Origin of the sequence: Hymenobacter cavernae (genome assembly GCF_014641455.1) — a bacterium.
GTDB lineage: Bacteria > Bacteroidota > Bacteroidia > Cytophagales > Hymenobacteraceae > Hymenobacter > Hymenobacter cavernae.
Genome location: NZ_BMHT01000003.1, coordinates 124,674 through 147,366 on the forward strand (window position 1 = coordinate 124,674; position 22,693 = coordinate 147,366).

General features: G+C 54.9%; 22 protein-coding genes and 2 tRNA genes. 9 read left to right on the forward strand and 15 right to left on the reverse strand.

Translation table 11 applies throughout. The annotated features are described in order from the left end of the window. Nucleotides 1–26 precede the first annotated feature (26 nt). Entirely contained in the window at nt 27–230 is a 204-nt protein-coding gene (locus IEX74_RS08730) for a hypothetical protein (RefSeq protein WP_188813200.1), read from the reverse strand. A 337-nt stretch (nt 231–567) separates the two neighbouring features. Next, a complete protein-coding gene (locus IEX74_RS08735; RefSeq protein ID WP_188813203.1) occupies nt 568–1,278 on the reverse strand; it encodes a pirin family protein in 711 nt (236 codons plus the stop codon). Between the two features lie 548 nt (nt 1,279–1,826). Between IEX74_RS08735 and IEX74_RS08740 the strand changes: the two genes are divergently transcribed. Both IEX74_RS08740 and purU read left to right on the forward strand, forming a co-directional pair. Then, nucleotides 1,827–3,200, forward strand: a complete 1,374-nt coding sequence (locus tag IEX74_RS08740; protein WP_188813205.1) for a T9SS type A sorting domain-containing protein — start codon at nt 1,827–1,829, stop codon at nt 3,198–3,200. A gap of 178 nt (nt 3,201–3,378) precedes the next feature. Beyond that, nucleotides 3,379–4,209 (forward strand): formyltetrahydrofolate deformylase, encoded by an 831-nt coding sequence (purU, locus tag IEX74_RS08745; RefSeq protein ID WP_188813207.1) that lies wholly within the window; start codon nt 3,379–3,381, stop codon nt 4,207–4,209. Nucleotides 4,210–4,354: 145 nt separating this feature from the next. Here the strand turns inward: purU and IEX74_RS08750 are convergent. Both IEX74_RS08750 and IEX74_RS08755 read right to left on the reverse strand, forming a co-directional pair. Beyond that, nucleotides 4,355–4,428: transfer RNA gene (locus IEX74_RS08750), tRNA-Asp, on the reverse strand. Between the two features lie 50 nt (nt 4,429–4,478). Next, a tRNA-Asp gene (locus tag IEX74_RS08755) sits at nt 4,479–4,552 on the reverse strand. Between the two features lie 256 nt (nt 4,553–4,808). On the opposite strand from IEX74_RS08755, the gene IEX74_RS08760 reads away from it, so the two are divergent. The 5 genes from IEX74_RS08760 (at nt 4,809) to IEX74_RS08780 (ending at nt 8,963) form a co-directional block, all read left to right on the forward strand. Next, nucleotides 4,809–5,756: an acetyl-CoA carboxylase carboxyltransferase subunit alpha gene (locus tag IEX74_RS08760; RefSeq protein WP_188813209.1), complete on the forward strand. Its 948-nt coding sequence runs from the start codon at nt 4,809–4,811 to the stop codon at nt 5,754–5,756. Nucleotides 5,757–5,885: 129 nt separating this feature from the next. After that, nucleotides 5,886–6,734, forward strand: a complete 849-nt coding sequence (locus tag IEX74_RS08765) for an MBL fold metallo-hydrolase (RefSeq protein ID WP_188813211.1) — start codon at nt 5,886–5,888, stop codon at nt 6,732–6,734. A 134-nt stretch (nt 6,735–6,868) separates the two neighbouring features. Further along, nucleotides 6,869–7,633, forward strand: coding sequence for a patatin-like phospholipase family protein (locus IEX74_RS08770; protein WP_188813213.1), 765 nt, complete (start codon nt 6,869–6,871; stop codon nt 7,631–7,633). 89 nt (nt 7,634–7,722) lie between these two features. Then, nucleotides 7,723–8,292, forward strand: coding sequence for a 1-acyl-sn-glycerol-3-phosphate acyltransferase (locus tag IEX74_RS08775; RefSeq protein ID WP_188813215.1), 570 nt, complete (start codon nt 7,723–7,725; stop codon nt 8,290–8,292). Between the two features lie 59 nt (nt 8,293–8,351). Then, nucleotides 8,352–8,963 (forward strand): flagellar biosynthesis protein FlhF, encoded by a 612-nt coding sequence (locus tag IEX74_RS08780; RefSeq protein WP_188813217.1) that lies wholly within the window; start codon nt 8,352–8,354, stop codon nt 8,961–8,963. 21 nt (nt 8,964–8,984) lie between these two features. On the opposite strand, the gene IEX74_RS08785 is transcribed toward IEX74_RS08780, so the two are convergent. Further along, nucleotides 8,985–9,647 (reverse strand): DUF4159 domain-containing protein, encoded by a 663-nt coding sequence (locus IEX74_RS08785; protein WP_188813219.1) that lies wholly within the window; start codon nt 9,645–9,647, stop codon nt 8,985–8,987. Nucleotides 9,648–9,708: 61 nt separating this feature from the next. Then, complete coding sequence (locus IEX74_RS08790) at nt 9,709–10,428, reverse strand: 16S rRNA (uracil(1498)-N(3))-methyltransferase (RefSeq protein WP_188813221.1); 720 nt, start codon at nt 10,426–10,428, stop codon at nt 9,709–9,711. Between the two features lie 141 nt (nt 10,429–10,569). Between IEX74_RS08790 and IEX74_RS08795 the strand changes: the two genes are divergently transcribed. Beyond that, on the forward strand, nt 10,570–11,022 hold the full coding sequence (locus IEX74_RS08795; protein WP_188813223.1) for a GNAT family N-acetyltransferase: 453 nt from the start codon (nt 10,570–10,572) through the stop codon (nt 11,020–11,022). A gap of 53 nt (nt 11,023–11,075) precedes the next feature. Here the strand turns inward: IEX74_RS08795 and pckA are convergent, their stop codons facing one another. Beyond that, nucleotides 11,076–12,698, reverse strand: a complete 1,623-nt coding sequence (pckA, locus tag IEX74_RS08800) for a phosphoenolpyruvate carboxykinase (ATP) (protein WP_188813225.1) — start codon at nt 12,696–12,698, stop codon at nt 11,076–11,078. 238 nt (nt 12,699–12,936) lie between these two features. On the opposite strand from pckA, the gene IEX74_RS08805 reads away from it, so the two are divergent. After that, on the forward strand, nt 12,937–14,478 hold the full coding sequence (locus IEX74_RS08805) for a peptide MFS transporter (RefSeq protein ID WP_188813227.1): 1,542 nt from the start codon (nt 12,937–12,939) through the stop codon (nt 14,476–14,478). 378 nt (nt 14,479–14,856) lie between these two features. Here the strand turns inward: IEX74_RS08805 and groL are convergent, their stop codons facing one another. The 8 genes from groL to miaB all read right to left on the reverse strand — a co-directional run bounded on the left by groL (nt 14,857) and on the right by miaB (nt 22,647). Further along, complete coding sequence (groL, locus tag IEX74_RS08810) at nt 14,857–16,497, reverse strand: chaperonin GroEL (RefSeq protein WP_188813229.1); 1,641 nt, start codon at nt 16,495–16,497, stop codon at nt 14,857–14,859. Between the two features lie 44 nt (nt 16,498–16,541). After that, nucleotides 16,542–16,832: a co-chaperone GroES gene (gene groES, locus IEX74_RS08815; protein WP_086596013.1), complete on the reverse strand. Its 291-nt coding sequence runs from the start codon at nt 16,830–16,832 to the stop codon at nt 16,542–16,544. Nucleotides 16,833–17,105: 273 nt separating this feature from the next. Next, entirely contained in the window at nt 17,106–17,507 is a 402-nt protein-coding gene (gene secG, locus IEX74_RS08820; RefSeq protein WP_188813231.1) for a preprotein translocase subunit SecG, read from the reverse strand. Further along, complete coding sequence (locus IEX74_RS08825) at nt 17,508–18,824, reverse strand: DUF8458 domain-containing protein (protein ID WP_188813233.1); 1,317 nt, start codon at nt 18,822–18,824, stop codon at nt 17,508–17,510. It lies immediately after the preceding gene. A 129-nt stretch (nt 18,825–18,953) separates the two neighbouring features. Next, entirely contained in the window at nt 18,954–19,490 is a 537-nt protein-coding gene (locus IEX74_RS08830; protein ID WP_229755167.1) for an LptE family protein, read from the reverse strand. Then, nucleotides 19,471–20,790: a sigma-54 interaction domain-containing protein gene (locus IEX74_RS08835; RefSeq protein ID WP_188813235.1), complete on the reverse strand. Its 1,320-nt coding sequence runs from the start codon at nt 20,788–20,790 to the stop codon at nt 19,471–19,473. The genes IEX74_RS08830 and IEX74_RS08835 overlap by 20 nt, the downstream gene beginning before the upstream one ends. 25 nt (nt 20,791–20,815) lie before the next feature. Next, a complete protein-coding gene (locus IEX74_RS08840) occupies nt 20,816–21,187 on the reverse strand; it encodes a DUF3592 domain-containing protein (protein WP_188813237.1) in 372 nt (123 codons plus the stop codon). A 14-nt stretch (nt 21,188–21,201) separates the two neighbouring features. Next, entirely contained in the window at nt 21,202–22,647 is a 1,446-nt protein-coding gene (gene miaB / locus IEX74_RS08845; RefSeq protein WP_188813240.1) for a tRNA (N6-isopentenyl adenosine(37)-C2)-methylthiotransferase MiaB, read from the reverse strand. Nucleotides 22,648–22,693 lie beyond the last annotated feature (46 nt).

Sequence of the window (22,693 nt, forward strand, 5' to 3'; positions counted from 1 at the left end):
CCTTTTTTAGTATAAGCAGCGTAAGGTTAGAGAAGTCCGAACAGCCGATGTTTTTTCTTGTTGCCCTTGTAAAGCGTATAGTTTGGGCGATGCACTGCGGGGTGGCGGTAGCGAATCCGCGGCGTTTCGGAAGCCGCCTGAACGGAGCTGGTCGCCGCCGGCCGCGCTGATGCTTCATTGATACTCCCAAAGGTGAGTAGCCCGAACAAGAGCAAGAAGATGCTTTTCATACGAGAAGAGTTTTGGTTGAGGTGAGATGGGGGCGTGGAGTGAGTGCCTGAATATAGGAGCGTAAGCAGGTGCTTTACAAGAAAATAACAATATTTTGTATGTATAGTAATATTTAGAACATTGAATAATTCACTATGAAGTTCGCTGTAAAAGGTGTGTCCTGCTTTATTGAATCCTAATTCTAGCTACTTAACTCAAGGTGTGGTCTAGCCCTAGCAGGGCGGCATATCAGGAGCAGATAGCCAGTACAAACGACTGAGCCCCAGCGAGACGACACCCCGAAACCTAGGTGCCGCCCCGCTGGGGCTATCGTTCTTGCTGCGTAACTTGAGTTACCTAGTGATTAATAGGCGCCTCAATGATCAAAAACTCACTTTCCGTCTGACACTGGATGCTTACCTGATCCGTGTCCCAGATGCCAATCGAGTCGCGTGCGTTTAGCTCCTGATCCGCCAACGCTAGGTGCCCGCTGATGCAGAAGATGAACAGGCACTTATTCAGCGGTTTGAAGGCATAATCGATGGTTTGCCCGGCGGCAAAGTAGCCCAACGACAGCTTGGCGTTCTGATTGATCCAGCAATGCGCCATTCCTTCCTCGTTGCTAACGATTGTAACCAGCTGGTTGTGGCGCTTCTCTCGCGGAAACTGACGCCGTTGGTAGCGCGGCGTCACGTTTTGCAGCTTCGGCTCGATCCAAATTTGCAGAAAGTTCACCTGCTCGTCGCCTACGTTGTACTCTTCGTGGCGCAGGCCGCTGCCCGCACTCATAATCTGCACGCCACCGGGCGTAATCACCTCCGAATAGCCCAGCGAATCCTTATGGTTCATGCTGCCAGCTAACAGCACGGAAATGATTTCCATGTTGGCGTGGGCGTGCAATCCAAAGCCTTGCCCAGCCGCCACGAAGTCATCGTTGAACACGCGCACCAGCCCAAAGCCGGCGCGCACTGGGTTGGCGTAAGATGAAAAGCTCAGGGAAAAGTTGCTTTGCAGCCAACCAATGTCCTTCAGACCTCGGTCCTGAGCGCGGGTAACGGAGACGTTCATGTATGATGCAAGATTACAGTTCGATAGGTAAACAGAAAAATGAGTCAAGTGGCTTTGCAAAGTAGCAAGGTTGCCTTTAGCTGAGCAGTATTCTTCCACTAACACAAGCACAGCTCTTGCTGATAGGCTGTAAAAATGCTATTTGAATATCAATAATATTTTATTTTTTAATATATAACGTAGGTATGCTTTAGTAATTATACTTATTTTTATAAGTTGTTATACATAAATTGAAAAATTTATATAATAACTGCCATAGAGGGCCTAAAAAGTTTGTGTGGTCTAATTTGTGTTAGCCTGATCGTGGATGGGAGTAGCGTTTAAAGCGGCTCTGTTAAGTGGTTATTAATTGTACTTATGTAATAAATATGCTTGGCTTATTATTTACAGTGAGCCAGTGATTTTTATAAATAAGTACAAATTGAAAGAGTGCTCAGTTGCTTTGCAGGCAAGCGGCGCTAGTCTCCCATTATTCTGCTATTCAACTCTTTATTGAAGGTAGTGCGAAGCGCACAGGCGCGTTGCACTACGCTGAGCACGCAATGCGTATGAAGTTTATTCTACCACTTACTCTCTCGTTTTTAATAACTGCCGCTCATGTGCAGGCGCAGGCCCCTGAGCTAGCCTACTCGGCGCCCATCATGATTACGCAGGGCGGAACCTACACCGGCAACTATCGCAGCCTGAGTTCCTCGGTGCCGTGCGTGGTTATCGTAACCAACGAGCCGGTGATACTGGAAAATTGCACTCTCGTGGGAGCCGGCGACCTGATTCAGGCAACGGGCGGCTCCAACCTAACGGTGCGGAAGTGCCGCGGCTACGGCCTGGAGCCCACCGAAGACAACCGCCCCCGTGGCCGCTTCGTGGATGCGTATCAGGCCAAGCAATTGGTCGTTGAGCATAATTACCTGGAGCATACCACCGGCATTCTGGCTAACCGCTGGAGCGGCGACGGATCGGCCCAGCAAACGCTAACCGTTCGCTACAACCAAGGGCTAAATTGCGACGGTCGCTTCCGCAACGGCGGCAAAGAGCACCGCAGCTTTGTGCAACTCAATACGGTGCAGAACCTAGCCGGTATTGATGTCAGCTTCAATGAGTTCCGCAACGAACCTAACGAAAGCGCCGTGGAGGACAATATCAACTTCTACAACTCGTCGGGCACCGCCGGCAGCCCGGCCCGCGTGCACGACAACTACGTGCAGGGCGCCTATCCGTACCCGGCAACGGATAGCCACTTTACCGGCACCGGCATGACTACCGACGGCGACGGCACTACCTCCGCCACAACCACTGCTTATCTGGAGGCCTACAACAACCAGTTTGTAAGTATCTGCAATGCAGGGATGAACATTGCCGCTGGGCACGATGTATCGTACCACGATAATCGAATCATCACCAGCGGCTTACTGCCCGATGGTACCCGCCTGAATGCTACCTACGCCGCTGCTTCTATCTTTAACGGCTATGGCAAGCCTGGCTCGGTGTTTTTCGGCAACAAGATTGAAAATAACACTATTGGCTACGTAAAAAGCGGCTATAACTTCCCCTATACCGACCGCCACGACCAGGACGTGGTGACGGGCGGCAACCTGATGCCGATGATTGGCAACAACCACTTGCCCAACACTCCCATCACCATTCAGACCGAGCAGAATGAATGGTCTTTGTGGCAGCAAAAGCTTCAGCAGCAGCAGCTTTACGTGGGGCCGCTGGCTACCATTACCCTAGCTGCCAAGCTAGGTACTACTTCCATGGCAAAGCCGGTCGCGCAGGAGCTCTATACCCTAACGGGCCGTCAGTTGTGGCAGCGCCCATACAGCGAGAAGCTCGATTGGAGCCAGTTGCAGCCAGGCGTTTATGTGCTCCGTATCCGCCACCAGGATGGAAGCGCCAAGAGCGAAAAGCTGATGATTAAGTAAGAAATAGCTGGGGGCAGCAAGCAAACTTAGGTTTATGATAACGAAAGAAGCCCGTCGCGTCACGCCACGGGCTTCTTTCGTTATCATAAACCTAGGTTTTCATTATAAAAGCCGTTCCTGGCAAAGCAGTGCTGGCTAACTTGCAAGCCTGATAAACGCACTACAAACGCTTCTCCTGATGTCTCATTTGCTGCTTATCAATTGCCCGGACGAACGCGGCTTAGTTTACAAAATCACCGAAGTTCTCTTCAAACACGCGTTAAACATTAGTAGCAACGGCGAATTCGTAGAGCGAGAATTCAACCACTTCTTCATGCGTACGGAGTTTACCGGCGATTTTGACCGGGAAGTGCTGCTGCAAGACCTGCGCCAGGCGCTGCCGGCCGGCGTCACGATCAAGCTCACCGATAAGCGGAAAAAAGACATCGTGCTGCTCGCGACCAAAGAGCACCACTGCCTCAGCGACCTGCTGATTCGGCATGCGTTTCAGGAGCTGAACGCGCGCATTCTCTGCGTCATCAGCAACCACGAGGTGCTAGCCGACCTGACCCGGAAGTTCGACGTTCCGTTTCAATACATCAGCCACGAGGGCAAGAGCAGAGAAGAGCACGAGGCGGAAGTGCTGGGTGCCATTCAGGCGTATAATCCGGAGTTTGTGGTGCTGGCCAAGTACATGCGCATTCTGTCGCCCGAGTTTGTGGCGCATTATTCCAACCGCCTGATCAATATCCACCATTCGTTTCTGCCCGCATTTGTCGGCGCCAATCCGTATGCGCAGGCGTATGAGCGCGGCGTAAAGATCATCGGGGCCACGGCGCACTTTGTTAATGAGCAGCTCGACCAAGGGCCTATTATTGCCCAGAGCATTATTCCGGTCGATCATACCCAAAGCGCCCGCGAAATGGCGCAGGCAGGCCGCGACGTGGAAAAGATCGTCCTGGCCAAATCCCTGAAGCTGGTCTTTGATGAACAAGTGTTTGTTTACCGCAATAAGACGATCATCTTTTGATAAGCTTCTGATTGCCAAAACCTAGGTGCCCAATCAACAGATCTAGGTAACCTAGGCCTGCTGCAAAATGCCGTAAAAAAGAAAGAGTCTCCCGGCCTTAACCAGGAGACTCTTAAACTAGAAGGCGAAGCCGAAAACTTCCTTGCGGTCCGGACGGGACTCGAACCCGCGACCTCCGCCGTGACAGGGCGGCATTCTAACCAACTGAACTACCGAACCTTCTACTTATAACGAAAAAGCCGCTCAGCGTATTGCTGAGCGGCTTTTTGCGGTCCGGACGGGACTCGAACCCGCGACCTCCGCCGTGACAGGGCGGCATTCTAACCAACTGAACTACCGAACCAATTACTTTAACTTGAGTGGAAAACCGTGTGTCTTTCCGTTAAAGTGATGCAAAGGTAGAAGGAGGTTTGAGACTACACAACACTCGTCCTGTTTTTTCTGCCTCAATAGAGCCAATTAGAGCGCTTGTGGCTGTCTCTCAGCGACATTATTTTTTGGAAAATCATTCCGGAAGCTGCTTTGTCGCAGATGGAGCGGTTTCGCTTACCTTTGCTGCCTGCTTTTTTCCGCAACCTGACTATCCTATCTACTTGGCAATGCTCCTCGATTTCGAACAACCTATCGCGGCCTTAGAAGGCAAGCTCCGTGAAATGCAGCAACTGGCGCTCGACAGCCAAGTGGATGTATCGGAGGCTGTAGCGGCCCTGGAGGCCAAAATCAAGGCTCTTAAGAAAGAAACCTACGCTAATCTTACGCGCTGGCAGCGCGTGCAGCTCTCGCGCCACCCCGAGCGCCCCTACACGCTCGACTACATTGAGGGCATGACCACAAAGTTTGTGGAGCTGCACGGCGACCGTACCGTAGCCGACGATAAGGCCATGGTGGGCGGCTTTGCCGAGCTGGATGGTCGTACGGTGATGTTTATCGGCCAGCAAAAAGGTCGCAACACCAAGCAGCGGCAGTTCCGCAATTTCGGTATGCCTAACCCGGAAGGCTACCGCAAAGCGCTGCGCCTGATGAAGCTAGCTGAGAAGTTTAATAAGCCCATTGTCACGCTCATTGATACGCCCGGCGCTTTCCCTGGCCTGGAAGCGGAGGAGCGGGGACAAGGCGAAGCCATTGCCCACAACCTAAAGGAAATGTTCTTGCTGAAGGTGCCAGTTATCTGCGTCGTTATTGGTGAGGGTGCTTCGGGCGGCGCCCTGGGTATTGGCATTGGCGACCGGGTGCTAATGCTGGAAAATACCTGGTACTCAGTTATTTCGCCGGAAAACTGCTCTACGATCCTATGGCGTTCCTGGGATTATAAAGAGCAGGCAGCTGAAGCTATGAAGCCCACCGCTAAGGACATGATGGAAGCCAAGCTCGTGGATGGCATCGTGAAGGAGCCCCTAGGTGGCGCCCACACCGCCCCGCAAAAGATGGTCGAGACACTCAAGAAAACGCTCGTTAAGGCGCTCGACGAGCTAGAAGCCTTGCCCACGGAAGAACGTATCAGTCAACGGATTGACAAGTTTGCCGCCATGGGAGTGGTGCTTGAATAAGGCAATGAGCAATTGTCAATGAACAGTGAGCCATTGATAATTGAGGAGATGCGCGGCGGAGTGCTTTGCTACACTTTGCCGCGCATTCTTAGTTTTACTGCTCAATGTTCATGGATAATCTTCATTGCAATGACGCTTCACACGATTGATACGGGGCTATTTAAACTCGATGGCGGCGCTATGTTCGGCGTGGTGCCCAAGAGCTTGTGGCAGAAGCTGAACCCCGCCGACGAAAACAACATGTGCACCTGGGCCATGCGTTGCCTGTTGGTGGAAGACGGTAACCGGCTCATTCTCATTGATAATGGTATTGGCGAAAAGCAGGATGCTAAGTTTCGCGGGCACTTCTACCTGCACGGCGACGACACATTGGAGAAGTCGCTGCGAAAGCTAGGTTTCACGGCTTCCGACATTACCGACGTATTCCTGACCCACCTGCACTTCGACCACTGCGGCGGCTCGGTGGTGCGCACCCCCGATGGCAAGCTGGTGCTAGCTTTTCCGAATGCTACCTATTGGAGCAATGAAGCGCACTGGAACTGGGCCGTGTACCCAAATGCCCGCGAGAAAGCTAGCTTTCTGAGGGAGAATATCTTACCGATTCAGGAAAGCGGCCATTTGCAGTTCGTGGATGCAGCGGTGGGTGTACCCAGTGCCTTGTCGCAGTTCTCCGAAATCATCTTTGCCGACGGGCATACCGAGAAGATGATGGTGCCGCTGTTGCGCTACAAAGGTCGGACCCTGGCTTTTATGGCCGATCTGCTGCCATCTACGGGCCACATTCCGCTGCCTTATGTGATGAGCTACGATATGCGCCCGCTAGTGACGCTCAGCGAGAAAGAAGCTGTTTTGCGCCGTGCCGCCGAAGAAAACTGGGTGCTCCTCCTCGAACATGACCCGAGCGTGGCTGCCTGCACCGTGCAGCTCACTGACAAAGGTGTGCGGTTGGCCGATGCGCTACGGCTGGAGGATTTATAGGACTTAGTGCTTAGTGTTCAGAAAAGCTAGGTTCCCTTAGAACTTTCCTCAAACAAACCAGTACTCTTAAGCACCAAGCACCAAGCACCAAGCACCAAGCACCAAGCACCAAGCACCAAGCACCAAGCACCAAGATGATCGGATTAGCCCTATCGGGTGGCGGCGCGCGGGGTATTGCCCACCTGGGCGTACTGGAAGCCCTGAACGAGCTGCAAATTCCGGTGGCGCGACTGGCGGGCGTAAGCTCCGGCGCTATTGCCAGTACTTTTTATGCCGCGGGTTTTCCGCCCCGCGAAATCCTGCGGCTATTTCAGGAGGTAAATATTACCCGGCTCACCCGGATTGCGCTGAGCCGCTATGGGCTGTTTCGGATTGATGCGGTCGGGACGCTGTTTGAGCGGCACCTAGGCGTGGGCTGCACATTCGAGCAGCTGCAACTTCCTCTGACGCTGGTGGCTACTGATTTGGTAGAAGGCACATCGGTGCGCTTTTCGAGCGGGCCGTTGGTGCCGCCGCTGCTAGCTTCGGCGGCGGTGCCTATTCTGTACCGACCAGTAGAATATGAGGGCCGGCAACTGGTGGATGGTGGGTTGCTCAACAACCTGCCCGTAGAAGCACTCTTGGATGTGGCTCAGCCAGATCTGCGGATCGTGGGCGTGCACTGCAACCCGCCCAACCGGGAGGCACAATTCAACAACATCCGTGGGGTAATCGAACGCACGCTGAACCTAGCTATTGGGGGCAATACGATTTTGAGTAAACAGCTCTGCCACTTGCTCTTAGAGCCGCCCGAGCTGCGTAGGTTCCGTACCATGAGCTATCGGCAGGCCCCCGAACTTTTTGAGATTGGCTACCGCTACACACTGAGCCGGGCCGCTGAGCTGGAAGCTTTGCTGTGAAAAGGGTAAGTCGCGGCTTATTGGCTTACGCTACATTTGCCTAGTTTTGATACCCGGCAGCACTTCTCACCAGCTGCTTTCTCTTTCGCATGGCTCGCAAAACCTCTACTTTCTGGTATCTTTTTTCCCGCTTTTGGTTCTGGATAACGGGCTGGCACCTAGGTCCGCGCGTGCCACCAGGCATTCCCAAAAGCATGATGATTGCCGCGCCCCACACCAGCAACTGGGACTTTATGTACGCGCGCGCCGCCTTTTTTCTGATGGATGTGGATGTGAAGCTCACCATCAAAAAAGAGTGGACGACCATTCCGGTGCTCGGAGCTTTGGTCCGCTCACTCGGCGGCTTGGCCGTGGACCGCAGCAAGAACAACAGCCTGGTAGATGGCATGGTGCAACTGTTCAATGAGCGCGACGAGCTGGTCATCCTTATCACACCCGAGGGCACGCGTAAGTACCAACCCAAGTGGCGCAAAGGCTTTTACCACGCCGCAGTCGGTGCCGGCGTGCCCATTTTGCTCGGCTATCTGGACTATAAAAACAAAGAAGCCGGCGTCGGTCCGCCCTTTTACCCGACTGGCGACTACGAAGCCGATCTGGAAAAGATTAAGGCTTTCTACCGCACAAAACAAGGTCGCTTTCCGGATCAGGGCGTGCGCTAAGGGTTTCCTGGCTTGGGTTTGTGTATCTTCGGCGTGCTGCCAGAAACCATAAGACTGCTATGCCTGAAAAGCTCCAAACGCTCCTGCTCATCTTTATCGGACTGCTCGCCTTGGTGGTGCGCTGGTGGAAGAAGGCAAAGGAAACCATGCGGCGGGAAGCACAGGAGCGCCGACTGCCATCGCCCGGTCAGCCCAAACCTAGGTCGGCGCGGCCAGCCAAGCCGGGGTTGCCAGCCAAGCCGGGGTTGCCAGCTACGTCGTTTGAGGAACTGCTGAAGCAGATGCAGACGCAAAACCAGCAAGGCGCGGGACCTAGGTCGGCGCCTGCGCCAGTTGCAACAATCCCCGAAACCACACCGGCCGGGCGGCCGTTGCCGCGCGAAAAAGCCAAGGCTCCGCGTAGCTTAGAGCGCACCGAAACGCGGCCGGTTTCCTTGGAAGCGCCTGCTACGGCGCGTCCGCTTGATGCGGCGCCACCCGTGCGGCAGCGGGCCGCCGCGTTGCCGCGCGCCAATGCACCGCGCCCCGAGGATTATTGGAGCCGGCAGGCTGCGCCCAGCGAACTTAGCCCCGCCAGCACGCGCCGACACGTAACCGACCTGCTGCGCAGCCCAAGCGATGTGCGGGCTGCATTCATATTAAGTGAAATTTTGAAGCGCAAGTACGAGTAAGCGCTTCTGAACAGCTGGCGCTTAATCCTGCGTTAAGGCGTAGGCGACCAGATTTGCGCCCATGCGCAGCGCGGCTTCGTGAACGGCCGGCGTATCTTCGGGGTAGGTACCTAGGTCTTCCCAGCCGTTGCCTAGGTCGCATTCATACGTGTAGAAGCACACGAGCCGGCCTTTGTACAGGATGCCAAACCCTTGCGGCCGCTTGCCGTCGTGCTCATGCACTTTAGGCAGACCTTTCGGGAAGGCAAACTTTTGGTGGTAGATGGGGTGGGAATAAGGCAGCTCGACGAACTCCAGCTCCGGAAATACTTTCTTCATCTCGGGGCGGATGAACTTGTCGAGGCCATAGTTATCATCGATGTGTAGGAAGCCGCCGCCAATCAGGTAACGACGCAGGTTCTTGGCTTCGGCCTCGGTGAAGGAGACGTTGCCGTGCCCCGTCATGTGGACGAAAGGATAGGTGAACAGCTCTGGCGAATCCAGCTCCACGGTGGCTTCGTCGGGCGCGATGTTGGTTTTTAGGGTTTGGTTGCAGAACTGAATCAGGTTCGGCAGTGAGGTTTTGTTAGCGTACCAATCGCCGCCACCACCATAGTGTAGCTTAGCAATACGAAAGCTAGGTGCCACGGGTGCGGCCGCTACCGTGATGAGCAGGAGGAAGCTGAGGAGAAAGGATTTGAGCATTGTTCTGATGAGATTTCCCGCAGAGGTGCGCTGAGGTAACGCGGAGGCCCGTAGACGTCGTTCAATCAACCGTCGTTTCAGCTTTCAGCAAATTAACAACATGCACGGTATGAACCGCCGCCAGAGCCGCGGTTTCGGTACGTAAACGGGTAAAACCTAGGGCAACCGGCCGGATGCCGCGTTGCCGGGCCGCGGCAATCTCCTCCGGGGTAAAGTCGCCTTCGGGGCCGATGAGGATGCAGCAAGAAGGGCCACTTGCTACTTGTGCCAGCTCGGTGCGCTCATCATCGGCCAGGTGCGCGATGAAAGTGGTAGTTGGTTCTACTGTTTTCAGGAACGCATTAAAATCGAGCATCTCGTCCAGTTGCGGCAACCAGGCTTGTCCTGATTGCTTTAGGGCGCTGACGGTAATTTTCTCCAGCCGCTCCAGCTTCAGCTCCCGGCGCTCGGAGCGGGCGCAACGCAGGAAGCTCAGCCGATCTACGCCGATTTCAGTGGCTTTCTCAACCAGCCATTCCATGCGGTCAAGGTTTTTGGTGGGCGCCACGGCGACGTGTACTGAGTAAGGCCGCTGCGGTACCTGCTGCTCGCTGGTGATGCGCAATTGGCAACGTTTGGCATCGGCCTGCACAACTTCCGCCTGATACACGCTACCACGGCCATTTACCAGCTCTACGACGTCGCCGGCACCTAGGCGCAGCACGCGAACGGCGTGCTTGCTTTCTTCCTCGGGGAGGGTGTAGGTCGGCGTGGTCAGGTCGGGAGCGTAGAAGGTAGCCATAAGCACAAAAGTACGCCGAATGATTGGGGCGAGATTTTGAAAAGCTAGGTCAAGCAGTTTTTTAAACGAATCGCAACTTTCTGCGATATATGCAGGGTAACCGGAAGATCCTTCCGCTACGAGGTCCAGAGCAGCGTTTTTATGTCGATTACCATCCGCAAAGCACAACCCAACGATTCCGCCCGTTTGGCAGAAATCTTCTTGCAAAGCCGCCGCTCGGGCTTTTTCTGGCTTGATCCTGAACGATTTCAACTAGATGATTTTGAACGACAAACGCAAGGCGAAGTGGTGTGGGTGGCCGAAAAGGATAGCGAGCTGGCCGGCTTTATCTCAGTCGATGAAGCCGACGCTTTTATTCACCACTTGTTCGTGGCGCCGGGCTACCAGCGGCTAGGTATTGGGCGGCACTTGCTGCGCAGCCTTCGGGAGTGGCTGCCCACGCCTTACACGCTTAAGTGCTTGGCGAAGAACAAGAAAGCCAGAGCGTTTTATAAAAAGAACAACTGGCGAATCGTTGGGGAGGGGCGAAGCGGCACTGGTGCTTACCTGGTGCTCGAATTTGGCCGTGCGGCCACACAGCAAAACACCCGCTAGCAGCCAGTGCCAGCGGGTGTTCTTACTTAACTTGTTGAAGGCTAGCTCCGGACCTAGGCCTCGACAGTTACAACGCGTGGGGCGCCGGCCAGAATGTCTTTGCTGGCAAAATCAGCGTATTTGCGGAAGTTCTGGACAAACTTTTCCGCTAAGGCTGCTGCGGTTTGGTCGTAAGCATCCGGGTCTTGCCACGTGTTGCGCGGGTCCAGGAGGTTGCTCGGCACGCCCGGCACACTCGTCGGTATTTTTACCCCGAAAACCGGATCAGTGAAGGAAGGCACATTGGTGAGCTCACCACGCAAGGCGGCCGTAATCATGGCGCGCGTGTAGGCTAGCTTCATCCGACGCCCTACGCCGTAGCTGCCACCGGTCCAGCCGGTGTTCACCAGCCACACGTTCACCTGGTTTTCCTCCATCTTCCGACCTAGCATCTCGGCGTATCTGGTCGGGTGCAAGGGGAGGAACACCGCCCCAAAGCAAGCCGAAAACGTGATTTGCGGCTCCGTAATACCCATTTCCGTGCCCGCCACCTTCGCCGTGTACCCCGACATGAAGTGGTACATGGCCTGGCATTTATCGAGCTTGCTAATGGGCGGCAGCACGCCAAAAGCATCGGCCGTCAGGAAGAAAATATGCCGGGGCGCTTTGGCTACGGAAGGCTCAATAGCATTGTCAATGAACGAGATAGGGTAAGCCGTGCGCGTATTTTCGGTGACGGATTTGTCCGTGTAGTCCACCGTGCGGGTGCCCGGCACGAAGCGCGTGTTTTCCACAATAGCCCCGAAGCGGATGGCATCCCAGATCTGCGGCTCCTTCTCGCGGGTCAGGTCAATCACTTTGGCATAGCAGCCGCCTTCAAAATTGAAGATGCCTTCGTCTGGCGTCCAGCCGTGTTCGTCGTCGCCGATAAGACTGCGGTGCGGGTCAGCCGAGAGGGTCGTTTTACCTGTGCCCGACAGGCCAAAGAAAACGGCCGTGTCGCCGTCGGCACCAACGTTGGCCGAGCAGTGCATCGGCAGCGTATTATGCTCCTGCGGTAGCAAATAATTGAGCACGCTGAAGATGCCCTTTTTCATCTCGCCGGCATAGCCCGTGCCACCTAGCAGGATCAGCTTTTTGGTGAAGTTGATGATGGCGAAATTCTTCTGGCGGGTGCCATCGGTTGCTGTATCGGCCTCAAAGCCGGGGGCGCAAATGATGCTGAAGTCTGGCAGCCAGGATGTGTCCTCGCTAGCTTCAGGCCGCAAGAACATCTTGTGGCAGAAGAGGTTGTGCCAAGCTAGCTCGTTCACCACGCGTAGCTTCAGCTGGTAGTTTGGGTGGGCACCAGCGTAAGCGTCGCGCACGTACAGCTCCTTTGCCGCCGACAAGTAGTCGACCATCTTCTGATGCAGTTGGTCGAACTTATCGGCGGCAAAGGCGATGTTGACGTCGCCCCACCATACGCTAGCCTGGGTGGCGGCATCGCGCACAATGAAGCGGTCTTTGGGCGAACGGCCGGTAAATTGGCCCGTGTCACACATCAGGGCGCCGGTGTCCGTGAGGGTGCCTTCGCCGCGCCGGAGCGCGTGTTCTACCAGTTCGGCAGGCGAGAGGTTGAGGTGAAGTGTGCCCGTGGGCTGTGTAAACCCTAACGGCTGCAACCGACGAAGGGCTAGGTTGACGTTTTGCGTCATAATGGGTGGGTGGGAAAAAATGGTGGGTGGAAAACTGTATTAAAAGTAGGAAAAAACTGGACGTTGGACAGAACCTCGACTTTGGCCACGAAAGCACCTAGCATGAGCGAATAGCTCCTAAAAAGGCCTTCCAACCCAAGCTAGGCAGTGCCAAAAGTTTTGTAGCTTTACCAACCGCCGCCTGTTTGCAGCCGAAGCCTGCACCAGCGCTATATTTCTATCACCTCAATCACCTTCCATGCAAAGTGCTTCTGCCGTGCGAGAGCAAGCTCCCGTAGCGGCCCAAACCAGCCACCCAAGGGGCTTGTACCTGCTGTTTGCCACCGAAATGTGGGAACGGTTCAGCTACTACGGCATGCGCGCCGTGCTCGTGCTCTTCCTCACCAAGGCCATGATGATGGACAAGGCCTTTGCCTCCAAATTCTACGGCGGCTACACGAGCCTGATCTACCTGACCCCGCTGATTGGTGGCTACATCTCCGACCGTTACTGGGGCAACCGCCGCTCTATCGTGACGGGCGGCCTGCTGATGGCGCTGGGGCAGTTTGTGTTGTTTATCTCAGCTTCTTCTTACGGGCCTGCTGATAGTCATGCGCTTAGCCATCAATTGCTATACTTGGGCCTAGGTGCCATGATTATCGGCAATGGCTTCTTCAAGCCGAATATCTCCTCAATGGTGGGTACGCTCTATTCGCCCACCGATTCGCGCAAAGATGCTGCCTACACCATTTTCTACATGGGCATCAACCTAGGTTCGTTCTTTGGCAACACCATCACCAGCCTCGTCGGTGACACCGGCAACCCGGCCGACTTCCGATGGGCTTTTCTGGCCTGCGGTATTGCGATGGTACTCGGCACGGTGGTTTTTAACTGGGGCAAAACCAAATACCTTCACACGCCCGAAGGGGAGCAAGTGGGCACTACGCCCGTCAGCTCCCCCGGCGTAAAGGGCGTGTTCATGCTGCTGCCGGTACTACTGGCCGTCGCGCTCGGTATTCTGTGGCTTGATTCTACCAGGTTGAATATAATCATGCCGCTGCTGATCATCTCGACGCTAGGCATTGCTACCCTGATTCTATCCGATAAGTCATTGACTTCCGGCGACCGGCAGCGCGTGTGGGTAATCTTCGCGGTATCGTTCTTTGTGGTGTTCTTCTGGGCCGCATTTGAGCAGGCGCCGGCTTCGCTCACGTTCTTCGCCGATGAGCAGATGGACCGTACTATTTTCGGGGTTACGTTACCGCCTAGCCTTTTCCAGAACCTCAATGGCTTCTTCGTGGTAGTAGGTGCCCCGCTTATGGCTATGCTCTGGACGGCCCTCGGCCGGCGTGGTGCCGAGCCGCCGTCACCGATGAAAATGGCTATCGGTCTAGGTTTGCTGGCGCTTGGCTACCTCGTTATGTGCTTCGGGGTGAAAGACATACAGCCCGGTGTGAAGGTGAGCATGTTCTTCCTGGTAGCGCTCTATTTTCTGCACTCGATGGGCGAGCTTTGCTTGTCGCCGATTGGTCTTTCACTGGTGAATAAATTGTCGCCGATAAAGTTTAGCTCTTTGCTGATGGCTGTGTGGTTTCTGGCCAACGCTGCTGCCAACTATCTGGCTGGCTTCATGAGCGGCCTTTACCCGGAAGCAGGTAAACCCGCACCGCATTTGCTCGGCTTCGAAATCACCGGCATCTACGAGTTCTTCATGGTCTTCGTCGTGTCGGCAGCTACGGCTGCGGTGGTTCTGTTCATCTTCAGCCGTAAGCTGGTGAAAATGATGAACACGGTAGGGTAAAGTACGAAGCTAGCCTTTCATCAAAAAGCGCTGTCGGCTGATTGTCGGCAGCGCTTTTTTGCGTAAACGAGTATAGTATACAGTAAGCTCAGCAGTGCCTGCGTGTAAGCCAGGCAAAGCAAGCCGAATACACCAAACACGTACATCAGCCGCAGATTCAGGATCTGCATGATCCAGCGCCGCTCGCAGGATGTAGCGCGAAGCTCCCGCTTCGCGTATCGTTGAATAGCATCGTTGCTGACAACCTAGGTTACTGCAAACGCGACGTTCAACGATGCGCGAAGCGGGAGCTTCGCGCTACATCACACAAACAAAAAGCCCCTGGAACCTAGGTTCCAGGGGCTTTTTAAATCACAGCTAGGCTAGCTGCGCGGCTGATTACATCATGCCGCCCATGCCACCCATGCCACCAGGCATACCGCCACCAGCAGGAGCTTTCTCATCTTCTGGCTCGTCCGAAATAACAGCTTCCGTGGTTAGGAGCAGACCAGCGATGCTAGCAGCATTCTCCAGCGCCAGGCGCGTTACTTTGGTTGGGTCGAGGATACCAGCAGCCACAAGGTTTTCGTAGCGGTCTTCGCGGGCGTTGTAGCCGTAGTCGCCTTGGCCTTCGCGAACTTTCTGTACTACTACCGAGCCTTCGCCACCGGCGTTAGCTACGATGGTGCGCAAGGGAGCTTCCAGAGCCGTGCGGATGATGTTCACACCCGTGCGCTCGTCGCTGTTGATGGTGTCAACGGCTTCCAACGAATCCAGGGCACGAACCAGCGCAACCCCACCACCGGGTACTACGCCTTCTTCAACGGCAGCACGAGTAGCGTGCAATGCATCGTCTACGCGGTCTTTCTTCTCTTTCATCTCTACTTCCGTGCTAGCACCGATGTAGAGGATAGCCACACCACCCGACAGTTTGGCTAGGCGCTCTTGCAGTTTCTCCTTGTCGTAGTCAGAGGTAGTGGTGCCGATTTGGGCTTTGATCTCGTTTACGCGAGCCGTAATGCCTTCTTTGTCACCGCGGCCATTGACAATCGTCGTGTTGTCTTTGTCGATGATGATTTTTTCGGCTTGGCCTAGGTATTCGATGGTAGCGCTGTCGAGTTTGTAGCCGCGCTCTTCCGAAATCACGGTACCGCCCGTCAGCACAGCAATGTCTTCCAGCATTGCCTTACGACGGTCGCCGAAGCCAGGAGCTTTCACAGCGGCAATCTTCAGCGAGCCACGTAGCTTGTTTACTACGAGCGTAGCAAGAGCTTCGCCGTCAACATCTTCCGATATGATAACCAGCGGCTTACCAGTCTGAACTACTTGCTCCAATACGGGCAGCAGTTCTTTCATGGTGCTCACTTTCTTGTCGTAGATCAGAACGAAAGGGTTGTCGAACTCAGCTTCCATCTTCTCCGGATTGGTAACGAAGTAGGGAGAGAGGTAGCCACGGTCGAACTGCATGCCTTCTACCGTTTTTACTTCGGTTTCGGTGCCGCGAGCTTCTTCAACGGTGATAACGCCTTCTTTGCCAACTTTATCCATGGCATCGGCAATCATTTTACCGATTTCAGCGTCGTTGTTCGCCGAGATAGTACCTACCTGGGCGATTTCCGAAGAGTTTTCGATTTTCTTTGACTGAGCCTTCAGGTTAGCAACAACAGCTTGTACAGCCTTGTCGATGCCGCGCTTTAGGTCCATCGGGTTAGCACCAGCCGCTACGTTCTTCGAGCCAGCGGTGTAGATAGCCTGAGCTAGTACGGTGGCAGTAGTAGTACCGTCACCAGCTTGGTCAGCAGTTTTGGAAGCAACTTCTTTTACCAACTGAGCGCCCATGTTTTCAACGGGGTCAGATAGCTCGATTTCTTTGGCAACGGTTACACCGTCTTTGGTAATCGTGGGAGCACCGAACTTCTTGTCAATAACCACGTTGCGGCCTTTTGGACCTAGGGTTACTTTCACGGCATTCGCCAGTTTGTCTACGCCGCGCTTCAGCTTGTCGCGACCGTCGGTGTCGAATTGGATGTTTTTGGCCATCTTATTTAAAGAGGTTTAGAGCAGATAAGGGAGAGGGGAAACTACTACAGTACGGCAAAAATGTCCGACTCCTTCATGATGAGGTAGTCCTGGCCATCAACGGTGATTTCAGTGCCGGCATATTTGCCATACAGCACTTGGTCACCAACGCTCACCTGAGGCTTAATGGCTGTGCCATTGTCGGCTACTTTGCCTTCGCCCACGGCTACCACTTCGCCGCGCTGGGGCTTTTCTTTAGCCGTGTCGGGGATGATGATACCCGATTTGGTTTTTTCCTCGGCGGCAGCTGGCGCAATGATGATGCGGTCGGCCAGCGGTTTAATGCTAAGTGCCATATTGTACGTTTTGGTTGAAAGGAGTTAAATGATATTGAGGGAACTAAACCCGTGCCCGCCAATGCACACTTCTTGTGCCATCCCGGCAAACCTGACAGAATGAACGCAGTTGACGCACTACACGACACCTAGGTCCGTCAGAAGCTGCCAAACATGTCAGGTGCAAACTGACAGAAGCAGGGCTAAGGGCGGGCAAATCTGCACAAAAAAAACCGGTGCCTCCTACTCAGAAGAGGCACCGGTTAACAGAAGTCGGGTACAAAATTATGGGTTCTACTGTGCCGGAGGAGTTGTGGGCGTAGTAGTAGCAGGTGCCGGAGGCGTATCCGTGCGTGGCTGAGCTGCTTGGCCCGGTGCTGGTGCAGCGGGAGCCGCCGGACCAGTTGGGATGCGCGTCTCAAGAGCACGCTGTTGGTTTACGCTGCGGGCCGGAACGCCAGCCGTGGCAGAGCCTTGCAGGACGTGGGTGCCGAGCGACAACACGATCAGGCCGATGGCAAAGCCCCAGGTGAGCTTCTCTAGCAGGTCGCCGGTGCGTTTTACGCCCATGAGGTTGGCTGCGCCGCCGGCGCCAAACTGGCTGGATAGCCCGCCGCCCTTAGGGTTTTGCGCCAGCACGATCAGGCCGAGCAGCACGCAAACAAGAATAATCAGGCTGATGATGGCAATGTACATCTACTCCGAAAGTTTCAGTTTTTGAATTTTGTCTGCAAAATACGCCATTTTTTCTGGCTGGCGCACCATCAGCCGCTCATATATTTCGATAGCACGGTCTTTTTTGCCTTGCCGTACCATGATGAGGGCCAGGCTTTCGGAAGCTAGGTCGGGTTCGGCGCGGGTACTCTTCACTGATAAGTCATCTTGTTCATCTGCTGTGGGCAAGATGGTTGCGGGCGTCTTCAGGCGAGGCTTGTTGCGCAGAAACTGCGAGATGATATCAACAGAAGTGCGAACGGACTCAGAGGGTTGATGAGCCGCTAAGTGCGCCAGGATCAATGCGTCAGGCTCGAAGCTGCTAGCCGGTACGCTAAACGTCAGCTCGTCCGGGCTTTGCAGACAATAGCCCAGGCGACTACCCGCTCCCAACCCGTAGCCGACATCAGGAACGCCGTAGAAAGCCGGTGAAGCGGTAGTGATTGCATCGCCTTTTTCCGTATCCGAATCCAGCAGCTCATAAACCGGGGTAAGCTCAGGCGTTGCGTCAGCTAAACCGAACTCAAACTGCGAAAAACCCGTCTCAAGCGGCAGCCGGATGGGCGGTGCCGCTGGTGGTAGCAGCTCCTCAAGTGGCGCAACTGGTTCGAGCTCTGCTTGCTCTGCGGCTACTTCCTGTAAGAAATTGTTATTCGGCTCATACTCCTGATTATCAGAAGTTTGCTCATGCAAGGATAAACCAGGGAGCTGAACTGCAAAGCTGTCAACTTCTTCCGAGGTATCAGAAGCTACCCTAGGTTCTGCGCTATCGACGGCGGATAGAAGAATAGCTTCCGAAGGGAGCGATGAGCTAGCCAGCGTTTCATGGGTGATATCGTCGGTTGGGGCTTTATCCTGCTCATAATCAGACGCTGTTGCTTCAACCGCAGGCTGTACTATTTCATCAGGTGCTGCTTCAGGGGCGGCGTCAGTAGCAGGTTCATTGACTGAAATAACCTCCGCTGAGCTAGTCGCTGCCAATGCAAGAGAAGTGCTGTCTTCCACGGCTGCGCTTTGCAAAGCTGGCTGCGGCTCGGCTTCTGCCGAAATCGCCACGGAAGTTGGTGCCGTAAACTCGATAAGCTGGCGCAGCAGCTGCCGGTCGGTAGCATAGGTGGCGGCGCGGCGCAGGCGTTGGCTGGCCAACATACTGCCCCGGTCGTGCGCTGCTTTAGCCAGAATCAGGTGGGCCGTCTGACAGTAAGGAAAAGCGGTGGCAAGCTGCTCCAACTCGCGGACTTCGGTATCAGAAACCTCGCTTAGGTGGTCCAGAACATGTAGCAGCGACGCACGGGTCATAATAGGAGTGTTGGGGTGTTAAGTGTTAAGTTCTGAGTGCGAAGGTTCTTGCCAAGGAGCCTAGGTGTTAAGCTGTGCTGAGGCAAAAGTCGAAACTCAACATTCAAAACTTAACACTTCCAACTTCCATCACCAGTTCGCCACCGACTTATTGAACACGTCGGTGATGATGTTGCGCAGCACATCGCGGGTGGCGTTTGGGTCGCTGTTGATGCTGGTGATATCGCGGGTAGATGGAAAATCCTGGTTGCTCTGGAAGGTTTGCTCGAAATCCTGCTTCGGGTCGCGGGTGTTGGTGAAGCGCACGCGCACCTGCACCGTCAGGCGGTTCACGCCCGCCTGGTCGACGTTGCCTTCGCGGGTAATAGCCGCCGGCGCAAAATCATAGGCAATGATCTGACCTTCAAATTGTAAGTCACCGTCGCGGGGCAGTAGTTTCAGCGTGGTGTTGCGCTGAAAGTAGTCTTTGAAGTTCTCCGTGAAGCTTTGCGCCAGCGCCGACGGGCCGTTGTTGGCGTTGTTCTGGAACGTCTGAATCGAAATGGTCTTGACGCTTGGGTCAATGTTGGTACCGGCAAACGAGTAAATCTTGCACCCACCCAGCACAGGCAGAAGCAGTAGGCATAGCCAGCCGATAAGGCGCTGACTACAATTGTTCCAGGTCATATTGCTTCAATTTACGGTAGAGCGTGCGCTCCGAAATACCTAGGTCGTGGGCGGCGTACTTTCGCTTATTGTGGTGCTTCTTGAGCGCCTTCATAATCATTTCCTTTTCCTTGGCTTCAAGCGACAAAGTTTCCTCTTCGGTCTCGTGCGGAATGTCTTCCACGCGTTGCGCTTCGTCCTCCTCGTAGTGCGCAGTTTCATCAACGGCTAGGTCCGGAATAAAGTATTCCGAGTCGTTGTCGGGCACGGCGGGCCGGTTGAGGCGGGCGCTACCATCGTAGGGCGCTACGTTGAGATTGGTAAACAAATGACTGTTCTGGCGCAGCAGCTCCTGGGTTTCCGCTGGCCGCTGACCCGCGGCCAAGTCCAGCACCAGCTTCTTGAGGTCAGTCATGTCGCGGCGCATATCGAACAGCACTTTGTAGAGCAAATCACGCTCAGAATAGGCGCTGTTCGGTGCGCCATCGTTCATTCCCCCCGAACCTAGGAGCATCGGCAGGCTACTGCTCTGCTGAGCGGGCAGGTACTGGCGCAGGCGGTTGGCATCCACCTCCCGTTCCATTTCCAGCACCGACATCTGCTCGGCAATGTTCTTGAGCTGACGGATGTTGCCAGGAAACCGGAAGCGCTGTAGCTCCACCACCGCGTCGGAGGTCAGGCTGATCGGTTTGACGTGGTAGCGCTCGGCGAAATCAGTAACGAACTTGCGGAATAGTAGATAGATATCATCCCCACGTTCACGTAACGGTGGAACCGTAATCGGCACCGTATTCAGGCGGTAGTACAGATCTTCCCGGAACCGGCCTTCGTGCACAGCATCCAGCAGATTCACGTTGGTGGCGGCAACCACGCGCACATCGGTCTTCTGGATTTTGGAAGAACCAACCCGAATGAACTCACCATTCTCCAGCACGCGCAGCAACCTAGCCTGCGTGCCGAGCGGCATCTCTCCGATTTCATCGAGGAAGATGGTGCCGCCGTTCGTTACTTCAAAGTAGCCTTTGCGCGCCTCATTGGCCCCCGTGAAAGAGCCTTTTTCGTGACCAAAAAGCTCGGAATCAATTGTGCCCTCAGGGATGGCGCCGCAGTTGATGGCAATGAACTGCCCGTGCTTGCGCGGCGAAAGGGCGTGAATGATCTTGGAAAACGATTCTTTACCCGAGCCGCTTTCTCCCGAGATGAGCACGGTCATATCGGTCGGGGCAACCTGGGCCGCCACTTGGATGGCGTAGTTCAGCGCAGGGGCGTTGCCAATGATGCCGAAGCGCTGTTTGATGCTTTGTATCTCGGAAGGTGTCAAGGCTAATGTTGTTTAGCAACTGCGCTTATTTTGGCTCACTAACCTCATTAAAGTACGGGTGATTGGCCGCATACTTTACTTTGATAGTTTGCCCGACCGAATAGTCTCGGCTGCGGCTATCGCCCGTGTACTCTTCACCATTCACCGTAAACCTGTATGAATAGGAAAAGTCGTGGGAAACGGTGCCGTTGCCGAAATAATTTTTGTCGTCAATAATCACTGCTTTGGTGACTATTCCTTCAGTGCGCAAGTAGTAGCTACGTATGGAGAAATAAATGATGAAGGCACCAGGAATGCCAGTAAGAAGTAGCAGCACATGCAAGCAGCCTGCTCCTGCTTTAAGAAACTTTCTTCGCTTGCGCTCAGGAGCTAGCTTGTAATGCTTGTTTCTCGCCATGCAAGCAAAGTAAGCTATGAGACAACCTCACCCAACAAGGCCGCGCCAGTCGTGCTGGTGGCTAGCACATTCACATAATCGCCCTTTTGGAAATTACCTTTCGGGAAAATAACCACCTGGTTCTGGCTGTTGCGGCCACTCAGATGCTCTTGGCTGCGCTTGGAGGTGCCTTCTACCAGCACCCGATGCACCCGGCCTACCATGCGTGCGTAGCGGGCGCGGGCATGTAGCTGCTGACGATCAATAACTTCCTGCAAGCGGCGCTTCTTCACTTCCAACGGAATATCATCCTCCAGCTTGCGGGCGGCCAGCGTGCCGGGGCGCTCCGAGTAGAAGAAGTTATAGCCCATATCGTACTGCGCGAAGTCGAGCAGGGTGAGGCTATCCTGGTGCTCTTCCTCGGTTTCGGAGCAGAAGCCCGAAATCATGTCGGTGCTGATGGCGCAGTCGTCACCTAGGATGCGACGGATGGCGCGCACACGCTCCTCGTACCAGGGACGGTCGTAGGTGCGGTTCATTAGCTTGAGAATCCGGGAGTTACCGCTTTGGGCCGGCAAGTGAATGTACTTGCAGATGTTCTCGTAGCGAGCCATCGTGTACAGCACCTCATCGGTAATATCCTTGGGGTGCGAGGTGGAAAAGCGCACCCGCAGCTCGGGGCTGACTAGCGCTACCTGCTCCAGCAACTGGGCAAAGTTGACCTGTTCGGTGCCGTCTTCGGAAGCCCACTTGTAGCTGTCCACGTTCTGGCCCAGGAGCGTAACTTCTTTGTAACCAGCGGCTACCAAGTCCTGGCATTCGCGCACGATGCTGTGGGCGTCGCGGCTCCGCTCCCGACCACGGGTGAACGGCACCACGCAGAACGAGCACATGTTGTCGCAGCCGCGCATGATGCTCACGAAGGCCGACACGCCATTGGAGTTCAGGCGCACGGGCGTGATGTCGGCGTAGGTTTCCTCGCGGGAAAGCAGCACGTTCACGGCCTTCTGCCCACCATCTACCTCGCTGATGAGGCGCGGCAGGTCGCGGTAAGCATCCGGGCCAACGACGAGGTCAACGATCTTGTCCTCCTCTAAGAACTTGGTTTTCAAGCGCTCAGCCATGCAGCCTAGCACGCCGACCAACAAACCGGGGTTCTTCTTTTTATGACCATTGATCTGCTTGAGGCGCATCCGCACAGTCTGCTCGGCCTTCTCGCGGATCGAGCAGGTGTTGAGCAGCACGAGGTCCGCGTCGGCGAGCTGTTCGGTGGTATCGAAGCCTTCCTCGAATAGGATGGAGGAGACAATTTCAGAGTCGGAGAAATTCATCTGACAGCCGTAGCTCTCGATGTAGAGCTTGCGCTGGCGACCCGTGCGGGTAGCAGGGCTCACGCGCACGGCCTCAGCCGGCTGGTGCTCGTCTGCCGCGGGTGCCGTTGATGAATCAAGAAAATCTAAGGTGAAGAGTTGCTGCGACATAATCATTCAAACACAGAAGGACGGCAAAGGTACGTTTTTACCCCGA

Coding starts and splice junctions, on each gene's coding strand:
- IEX74_RS08790 (WP_188813221.1), bottom strand. CDS start 10,428: ATGGCTACCTTCTACGCTCCCGACCTGACCACGCCGACCTACACCCTC.
- IEX74_RS08805 (WP_188813227.1), top strand. CDS start 12,937: ATGCAAAGTGCTTCTGCCGTGCGAGAGCAAGCTCCCGTAGCGGCCCAA.
- miaB (WP_188813240.1), bottom strand. CDS start 22,647: ATGTCGCAGCAACTCTTCACCTTAGATTTTCTTGATTCATCAACGGCA.
- IEX74_RS08775 (WP_188813215.1), top strand. CDS start 7,723: ATGGCTCGCAAAACCTCTACTTTCTGGTATCTTTTTTCCCGCTTTTGG.
- IEX74_RS08765 (WP_188813211.1), top strand. CDS start 5,886: ATGACGCTTCACACGATTGATACGGGGCTATTTAAACTCGATGGCGGC.
- IEX74_RS08740 (WP_188813205.1), top strand. CDS start 1,827: ATGAAGTTTATTCTACCACTTACTCTCTCGTTTTTAATAACTGCCGCT.
- IEX74_RS08840 (WP_188813237.1), bottom strand. CDS start 21,187: ATGGCGAGAAACAAGCATTACAAGCTAGCTCCTGAGCGCAAGCGAAGA.
- purU (WP_188813207.1), top strand. CDS start 3,379: ATGTCTCATTTGCTGCTTATCAATTGCCCGGACGAACGCGGCTTAGTT.
- IEX74_RS08770 (WP_188813213.1), top strand. CDS start 6,869: ATGATCGGATTAGCCCTATCGGGTGGCGGCGCGCGGGGTATTGCCCAC.
- IEX74_RS08825 (WP_188813233.1), bottom strand. CDS start 18,824: ATGACCCGTGCGTCGCTGCTACATGTTCTGGACCACCTAAGCGAGGTT.
- IEX74_RS08735 (WP_188813203.1), bottom strand. CDS start 1,278: ATGAACGTCTCCGTTACCCGCGCTCAGGACCGAGGTCTGAAGGACATT.
- IEX74_RS08795 (WP_188813223.1), top strand. CDS start 10,570: ATGTCGATTACCATCCGCAAAGCACAACCCAACGATTCCGCCCGTTTG.
- groL (WP_188813229.1), bottom strand. CDS start 16,497: ATGGCCAAAAACATCCAATTCGACACCGACGGTCGCGACAAGCTGAAG.
- IEX74_RS08785 (WP_188813219.1), bottom strand. CDS start 9,647: ATGCTCAAATCCTTTCTCCTCAGCTTCCTCCTGCTCATCACGGTAGCG.
- IEX74_RS08760 (WP_188813209.1), top strand. CDS start 4,809: ATGCTCCTCGATTTCGAACAACCTATCGCGGCCTTAGAAGGCAAGCTC.
- groES (WP_086596013.1), bottom strand. CDS start 16,832: ATGGCACTTAGCATTAAACCGCTGGCCGACCGCATCATCATTGCGCCA.
- IEX74_RS08730 (WP_188813200.1), bottom strand. CDS start 230: ATGAAAAGCATCTTCTTGCTCTTGTTCGGGCTACTCACCTTTGGGAGT.
- IEX74_RS08780 (WP_188813217.1), top strand. CDS start 8,352: ATGCCTGAAAAGCTCCAAACGCTCCTGCTCATCTTTATCGGACTGCTC.
- secG (WP_188813231.1), bottom strand. CDS start 17,507: ATGTACATTGCCATCATCAGCCTGATTATTCTTGTTTGCGTGCTGCTC.
- pckA (WP_188813225.1), bottom strand. CDS start 12,698: ATGACGCAAAACGTCAACCTAGCCCTTCGTCGGTTGCAGCCGTTAGGG.
- IEX74_RS08830 (WP_229755167.1), bottom strand. CDS start 19,490: ATGACCTGGAACAATTGTAGTCAGCGCCTTATCGGCTGGCTATGCCTA.